We start from the raw sequence: 7,081 nt of genomic DNA, 5'->3' as shown, positions 1-7,081 counted from the left end.
TGAGATCCTATTTTACTTCCCAGGTGATGATAACTGGTGGCTTGGCTCTTACAATGGATCAGAATTAAAGTGGAATCTTGCCGGTAACACTGTTGGCTTTGGACATGGGATCAACGACGGTCGGCCGTTCTGGGTAGGGGATTTCAATGGTGACGGAAGAGAAGATATTCTGTTTTATTTTCCGGGCGATAATAACTGGTGGATAGGAACTTTCACTGATAATAAACTTGTGTGGAAGATATATACCAGTAATTTAATGATATCTCGTCAATAAATGAAGAAACGTAAACGGAAATTTTAATATGCAATGAGCGGTTTGCAGTTTTTAGCACGCTGCTCATTTTTCGTTGAATGCAGGTGTATAAAATCGTTATTTATTGGATACCAAATGAGAGAAATGCTGTAAACTACATGGATAGGTAACTTGTGGAGGTGATATTGATAGTGACAGAAAATTATCCACCAGACTGGAGAATGATGTCGAGGGACAAGAACATGGTCCCATTGAAGTCGCTATTTTAGCGGCTTTTTTATTTTATCGGTACAAGTTCTTGTCCTACCTCTGGATAAATTTTACGACTTATTAGCCCATGACCCAATTCGGGGGCTTCTTTGTGACGAGTAAGTCCGACATGTGTCGGGGGACAAGAACTTGTACCGATTGCCGATTAGATTCATATCTAAACATTGATCATATGCACTTAAAACGCTCATAAGAATCGAATTCACTCATATGATGAATGTAGGATTCAATCTTGAAGCGGAAGTTTTTTGATGAAACAAGTGGAAAGAGGGAGAGTGCTTTGGCGTTAGACATTCGGAAGGAGGCGAGCAGTAGCCCGGAGAACCCTTGTACATTCCGGGTCGAGCTCTCCGCGGAAGGCAGTCTAGCAACATTAGATTTGCCTTTGTATTTGGTGTTCGTTATTGATGCAACTTCGTCGATGGGCACACAGGATGTTAACAATAATACAGAAACGCGTTTTCAGGTAGCGGTTCAAGCGATTCACGGCTTCTTGGACATTATTTTTTCGGAAGAATATGCTTCCGTCGACAAGCATATCGCCCTTGTAACCTTTGGAAACGGTGCCAGGGTACATGTTACGCAGGCAGATGCAGAAGGAAAGTTTATCGGTCTAGTCAACCCGAATCCTTTAACATTATCAGCCGGCAGTGGTACACCGGTACAAGACCATTACATTGGTGCCAATAGCTATGATCCGGCACAGGCAGCAGCAGCGCTAGCCAGCTTTCAGAGCGTAACGGACAAAACTGCTTTTTTCTATCAGAATGAAGCAGAAATTGAAACGATGATCGATAATATCAGCCGGTACAGCAATACAAACATTCAATCGGGTTTTCTCCTTGCAGGTGAACTGTTAGAAGGTGTTCCCGTCGAAGCGCACAAGTTAATCATTCTCGTGACGGATGGTGAAAGCGCAGCATCCTCCACATTTTATGCCTACTATAATGAAGCCGATATTCCAAACCGAATCAATGCGGCATTACTCGTACAAGAGGGGAGCGCACTCTTTGCCGACTACAACGGTATTCGCGCGCCGGTTACGAACGAGGATTTAGTCCGAGAAGGAATCGATCCGAACAGCTTCGACCCGGCAACCTTCACACCGCTGCAAACCGTCAGTCTCAAATTGCGTGCGCTGGTCAGAAGTGAAGCTTTCTTTACCGCTGCTACCAGTTCGCTTGTTATCAATCCGTTTGCCGGTGAATGGCATAACTTTGATGGAAGAAATAGCGACAATGCGACTCGAGTTCCCGCCATCCCCAATTTGCTCAACGACATTACGTTGAACGGCTATTATTGGTCGAACGGACGAATTGGATTTGCGGCCAATTATTATTATTATCAGCGCAGCCCGTTCTTCGCAAGGGTCAACGATATTTGGCAATTCTCGCAATCGGACACGGGTATTCCGATTCAGCCAGTATATGAAGACGTCTTTTTTCCTCAGAGTCAGGACGGTCGCGAACTGGAGACGGTCACATTCGACAACTCCGAGACGGAGCTGATGATCTTCGCCACCGACGAAAAAAATTTCGCAAACCCGCCTTATCGATTATTATGAGCAAACCAGCCGGAATATCTTCGCCAGCAACGAAGCCAAGAGGTTTATGATCGCCGCCTCGGAGGCGATCCGCGCCAACGGAATTAGAATTGATACGATCGGAATCGGCCACAATGTACTGCTGCCAGAATATTTGGATGCGACAGCGTCTTCCGGTCAAGCGTTTATCGTTCCACTCGAAATTACCAACGCTCAGGATGCGCTGCGTGATCAGATGCTTGCCGTCACCAGCGCAGAGCTGGTTTTTTTTGAAAATGTCGTAATTACGGATATGGTTCCCCGTCGTTCCATTGCAACGCCTTCTCAGCTGGCTGACGGCACCTTCACGCTGGATATGAATTCGCTCCAAGTGGCCTTTGAACATACGCCCAATAGTCCGCTTCTATTTCAGCCTGTCAACTTGAGCAACGGACTTGTCAGTGTGACCCTGGAGGAGGATCGTTATATCATTGTTTTGCATGCTGGCAACCTGTGGGCCCCGGAGGAGGCAGTTCTGCAAGAGGGACGCTTCTTCAAGGCGATTATCGCGTTTAATCTCATACCGAATCCGGGTGTAATATCCAGAAGCGGCGAGAACGTGCCTGATATTCCAACTAATATTGAAGCCTCTGTAAGATGGATGGAAGCAGATGTGGAGAGGACGTTAAGTTCCCCTCCGGCCTTTGTGTTCGTGCCTGCATTCTGTACACCCCAGCCTCCAATTATTGTAGAGCCCGAAGTTCCTCCAGGAGCCAAGCCCCAGCCTCCAGTTGTGGACATCATCGTGGAACCGGAAAACGTTCCTCCGGGAGAAGAGACAACGGTTACTGTTACTGTTCAAAATAAGGCTGACAGGTCCATTGAAATGCGGTTGCACATTCATCTTCCCATAGGATTTCAATATATTCACGGGTCACTGGTTGACAGCAAACGGTTAAATTTGGTGGAAAAGCTTGATAATATTGATCTCGGCGTTAACCAGCCCGAAGAAGTGGAAACGATCTGCTTCCGTCTTGCCGCACCGCATGACAATCTTTTTAAGCACTATACGATATATGCCACAGTATGTACCGTTCTGGGGGACGCTACGGCATCTGCCGACATTCAAATTGAGGAAGAAGCAGAGTAAAGTGAATTGAATGCATGGCTAATCAATGGTCCAGTTCTTCCGACCATCCCTCTCCAATAGGGCTCTTCCTTGAAGAGTCTTTTTTTGTAGGAAATTATATGCAACGACCAGCTGGGCAATCAAACAAATATAGTGCAGAAAAGTGTGGGAACTGAGATCTGGATTATGCCCTCGATGAATGTAAGGGCTGACGATTCGTGTTAAGTGTCCAGATCTCTTAGAATGGTTTATCATAAGTGTAAAATCAGATCACTTATAGGACTTAGCTTCTTTTGGAGAATGGGCATGCATTTTATGCAAATTCCCTCGTCTTTTGTTTTTTTGTTTTCGAATATTCGGATGTGTGCTTTCCACTTCAGACTGCTGAGGCAGGGGACATAATGAATCCCGATACTGTACAACAGGCTCCATATGATCCAAGAAAAGAAGACGTTGGGTTTCCTCGTTTTTTTGGGGAGGGAGCCTTTGTTCTTTCACGTAGTACGGCTCATCAAACTGCCCTGTCTCGCTATAAAGAAGCATTTCCCTCATAGATACTGGTTGTTTAACAACTAATAGATGATACATAATCTGGTAAGCAACATTTAGTTGCGTTTGCCGGAGCAGGGCTAACTCAAATGGATCATAACCGATTTGATAGGCCGGGAAGTAAAAAAACTCCATTCGAAGCACCCTGAAGTCAATAGACAATGCATCCTCCTCTAGCAAGGACCAAGTGCTATTTTGCGATAGGAGGTACTCATCTTTCGCGATAACCGTTTGGGAAGAGGGCGTCCAGAACCGCGGTGAATGCTCATTAAACCGTTGTTTAAACTGAGGGTTAATCATATGAGAGCTTACATGAGCATAGGGCGCCACAATACAAACCATTGCTTTGTGACGGCATATCCGGTATAGCTCTGTTAAGACGGACTGAAGATCGTCAGCATATTGCAGGCTATGCGAAGCCATCACGAATTCCACGGAGTTATCTTCAAATGGTAATGGAGAATTAAAATCATGCACCAAATCAGTATCTGGATAAGCGATTCGATCTATACCTATACAATGATTAAATTTTTGTTTTCCGCTACCGAGATCAATTCTCAAGCCATTCCCTCCCTTCCTCTCTAAACCTAAACCTATAATATTCCACTTATTTAATGCCGTGTATGTATTTGCCCTCGTGTATTCACCCATATTCCCGTGGATTATGCCGATCTTCTAACCCTATCAAATTATTTTCCAAGGGAATAAAACTACGGCAAGCCCATATGGAATACACAACCTCCACATGCTATGTTAGAAGCGGAGCCCGGTTTTCAGCGTTTGCTGAGGCGGGCTTGCTGTGTCTAATATTACAGTTTAACAGCTACATTCATGAACAATAGGAGTGTTAATTTTGAGCATTGTTTCGATCACCTTACAAACGTTGTTAATCCTTATGTTTCTAATGGCGAGCTCTGGGAAACTGAGGGGTGCTAAAACGCCAATTGAAGAATTCGAGAAATTGAGATTACCACAATGGTTCCGTGTAGTCACAGGTATCGTCGAGCTCGTTTCCGCAGCTGCTCTAATTATCGGTTATTGGTATGCAAGTTGGGTAGCGACAGGTGCGCTTCTCATTGTACTAATGGGGGAATCGTGGCACAAATACGCATACAAGATTCATTTAAAAATATGATCATTATTATATTAATCGGCGTGGTAGCAAGCTTCTTATTTCTGAACAGTGTATCTGAACTTATAATTTCAACTGGGTTTAAATGGTAGTTATGAGACAAAACACACAGACCAATAATTGCATTCCAAAAAAATTAAAAGGATGAACGTTTACGATATGTAAAGTTCATCGGTTTTCTTTATTATGGCTTTAGCCAGTTGAGTGCGTGAAACGCGCGAAACAAAAAAACACCCGCATGCGGGTGGAGGGATGAAGGGTTTGACCACCATGACCATTCCCATACAATTGAGATGTTCAGGCTCAAAAAGAAACACACAAATGCCCGATCATGTCCATAGCATGCCTGATTTTTTCCAGGAGTATCACTTAAGAATATATGTATCCGCTTATCGCTACATTACGGATAACCAGGTTCCTGAAAACTTATGAATTCCCGGAATACGTTCGTGAATGTGTCCTACAAGAGCTAGATGATACCAGCCACGAGTCATGAGGAGAGAGGTTAACTCAAGGACTCTTAATTACGCATAACTCAAGTTTGATGTTGTTCTATAATGTGATTAGTTATACTTTACTCTTATATTCATTCTAGATTACCTGTCTGTCATAACTTAATCGACTATTGATGGAGTAAGGCTATTCAGCAGTGCTTTTCGGGAACATTCTCAAATGTAAAACCAAATAATCACTTAACGATTTTTACCAGCGAAAGGCAAACTATGGAACGCCGTCATTTCTCATGAGGAAATATTCCCCAAATCCCATAGCCCACAAGCCAATAATCTTACTTGGGGGACAAAGAGTACTTGAGCGCAGCGCACTAGCTGGCCGGGCTATTACTGAATTACTACCAATCTCTATTATCATACAAGTCAGTAGAAACATGAGGACATAATCTCGATAGTTAAGTATGATGGATTCAATCAAAGAGTAGAACATATTATATGGATTATAGATTAACGATAGGGAGTGCTCAGAATGATTGAACTTCAGGAGTTTGTTGATAATAACATTGAGTCTTGTGAATTATGCAACAAAGATTATTTTGAATTTTTGGATGAACAAAATGAGGATGTGCCAAGCGAGATATGCATTCCTGTTTGGAATCTGCTGTCTGATCTTGATATACCAGTTGAAACATGGGCTAGAGTTGAAATAAAGTGCCCTTCATGTAAGAATAAACTTTTACTAGACTCCAGTTTAATTACTGATACATATGATTTTGAAAATTGGACTGAAGCAAGGGCAGTGGAGTTATTAAGTGATGAGGTATGTGAATGTGATGCTTGTAACTCTGGCGAAATTCCCTCAACCCAGAAATATGGCGATCCTGCTGATCTGAATACTTTATGGGATTTATTTAATGAATATGGAGTTCCAGAAAAACTTAGAAGTAAGATTGATGGGCTTATAGAATGTAAATGTGGCGCAATTTTAGATATCGATAAACCATATCTAACACAGGGTGAAGTTGACTTTTGGTACGGAGAAGAATTCGAGGGTGACTTTTCTGGAAAGATAATAAGTACGTTTGACATTGAAAGTGAAAAGGCTGAGGATTTCACCAAATTATTAATAAAATATCCAATGATGGCCTTAGAGCATGAGGTAGGACGTAAGATTTATGAAAGCTTCAATGCGAAAAGTGTAAAAGGTCTAGTGTCGTATCCAGCAGGAACTGTACTTTATCGAGGAAGAAAAAGAAACAATATTGAACGACATGTCCCATATGTTGAATCTGAATTGTGGGCACCACCAGAAGGAGTACCCGGGCAGGGACGGTATAATCCTAGCGGTGTTCCTGTTTTATATTTGACTGATACTAAAACAACTGCCTTAAAAGAAATTGGATTAACAGACGGGCAGACAGCAGAAATTGGATGTTTCATAACTTTAAGACCTATAACTATTTGGGATATTGATAATTTGGATTTAGATGAATTTGTTTCTCTCCCATCGTTAAATCACAGCACCATTTCTAAGGAATACGTGTTCCCAAACTTCCTTGCTCAATGTGCAGGGAAGGCTGGGATAAATGGGATCAAATATAAAAGTGTGAAACAAGAAAATAGTTTTAATATTGCTCTTTTGAACTATTTTCAGGATATTAATCTCCACTTCCTTTCAAATAAGATTGAAACATATAACCATGATGAAAATTAGATAAAATAAAAATAAGATGCGATAGTATTCCTTAGATGTATTAACTCCTTAATAATAGAT

General features: G+C 42.3%; 6 protein-coding genes. 5 read left to right on the top strand and 1 reads right to left on the bottom strand.

Annotated elements, in window-relative coordinates; all coding sequences use genetic code 11:
* The 3 genes from ACFVQB_RS07075 to ACFVQB_RS07065 all read left to right on the top strand — a co-directional run.
* Positions 1–274 (top strand): hypothetical protein (locus ACFVQB_RS07075; RefSeq protein WP_379436079.1); only part of this gene is annotated, 274 nt, incomplete at its 5' end.
* A 529-nt stretch (positions 275–803) separates the two neighbouring features.
* Positions 804–2,087: a vWA domain-containing protein gene (locus tag ACFVQB_RS07070; protein ID WP_379436076.1), complete on the top strand. Its 1,284-nt coding sequence runs from the start codon at positions 804–806 to the stop codon at positions 2,085–2,087.
* Between the two features lie 46 nt (positions 2,088–2,133).
* Positions 2,134–3,195, top strand: coding sequence for a hypothetical protein (locus tag ACFVQB_RS07065; RefSeq protein ID WP_379436074.1), 1,062 nt, complete (start codon positions 2,134–2,136; stop codon positions 3,193–3,195).
* A gap of 249 nt (positions 3,196–3,444) precedes the next feature.
* Here ACFVQB_RS07065 and ACFVQB_RS07060 read toward each other — a convergent pair whose 3' ends face one another.
* A complete protein-coding gene (locus ACFVQB_RS07060) occupies positions 3,445–4,284 on the bottom strand; it encodes a methyltransferase domain-containing protein (protein WP_379436071.1) in 840 nt (279 codons plus the stop codon).
* Positions 4,285–4,576: 292 nt separating this feature from the next.
* Between ACFVQB_RS07060 and ACFVQB_RS07055 the strand changes: the two genes are divergently transcribed.
* Complete coding sequence (locus tag ACFVQB_RS07055) at positions 4,577–4,858, top strand: DoxX family protein (RefSeq protein ID WP_379436068.1); 282 nt, start codon at positions 4,577–4,579, stop codon at positions 4,856–4,858.
* A 978-nt stretch (positions 4,859–5,836) separates the two neighbouring features.
* Entirely contained in the window at positions 5,837–7,021 is a 1,185-nt protein-coding gene (locus ACFVQB_RS07050; RefSeq protein WP_379436065.1) for an RES family NAD+ phosphorylase, read from the top strand.
* The last annotated feature ends 60 nt before the right edge of the window (positions 7,022–7,081 follow it).

This window comes from Paenibacillus sp. NPDC057886 (genome assembly GCF_042796655.1).
Taxonomy (GTDB): Bacteria; Bacillota; Bacilli; order Paenibacillales; family Paenibacillaceae; genus Paenibacillus.
Note: the sequence above shows the minus strand (reverse complement) of the source record. Positions and strands in the feature narration are given on the sequence as shown.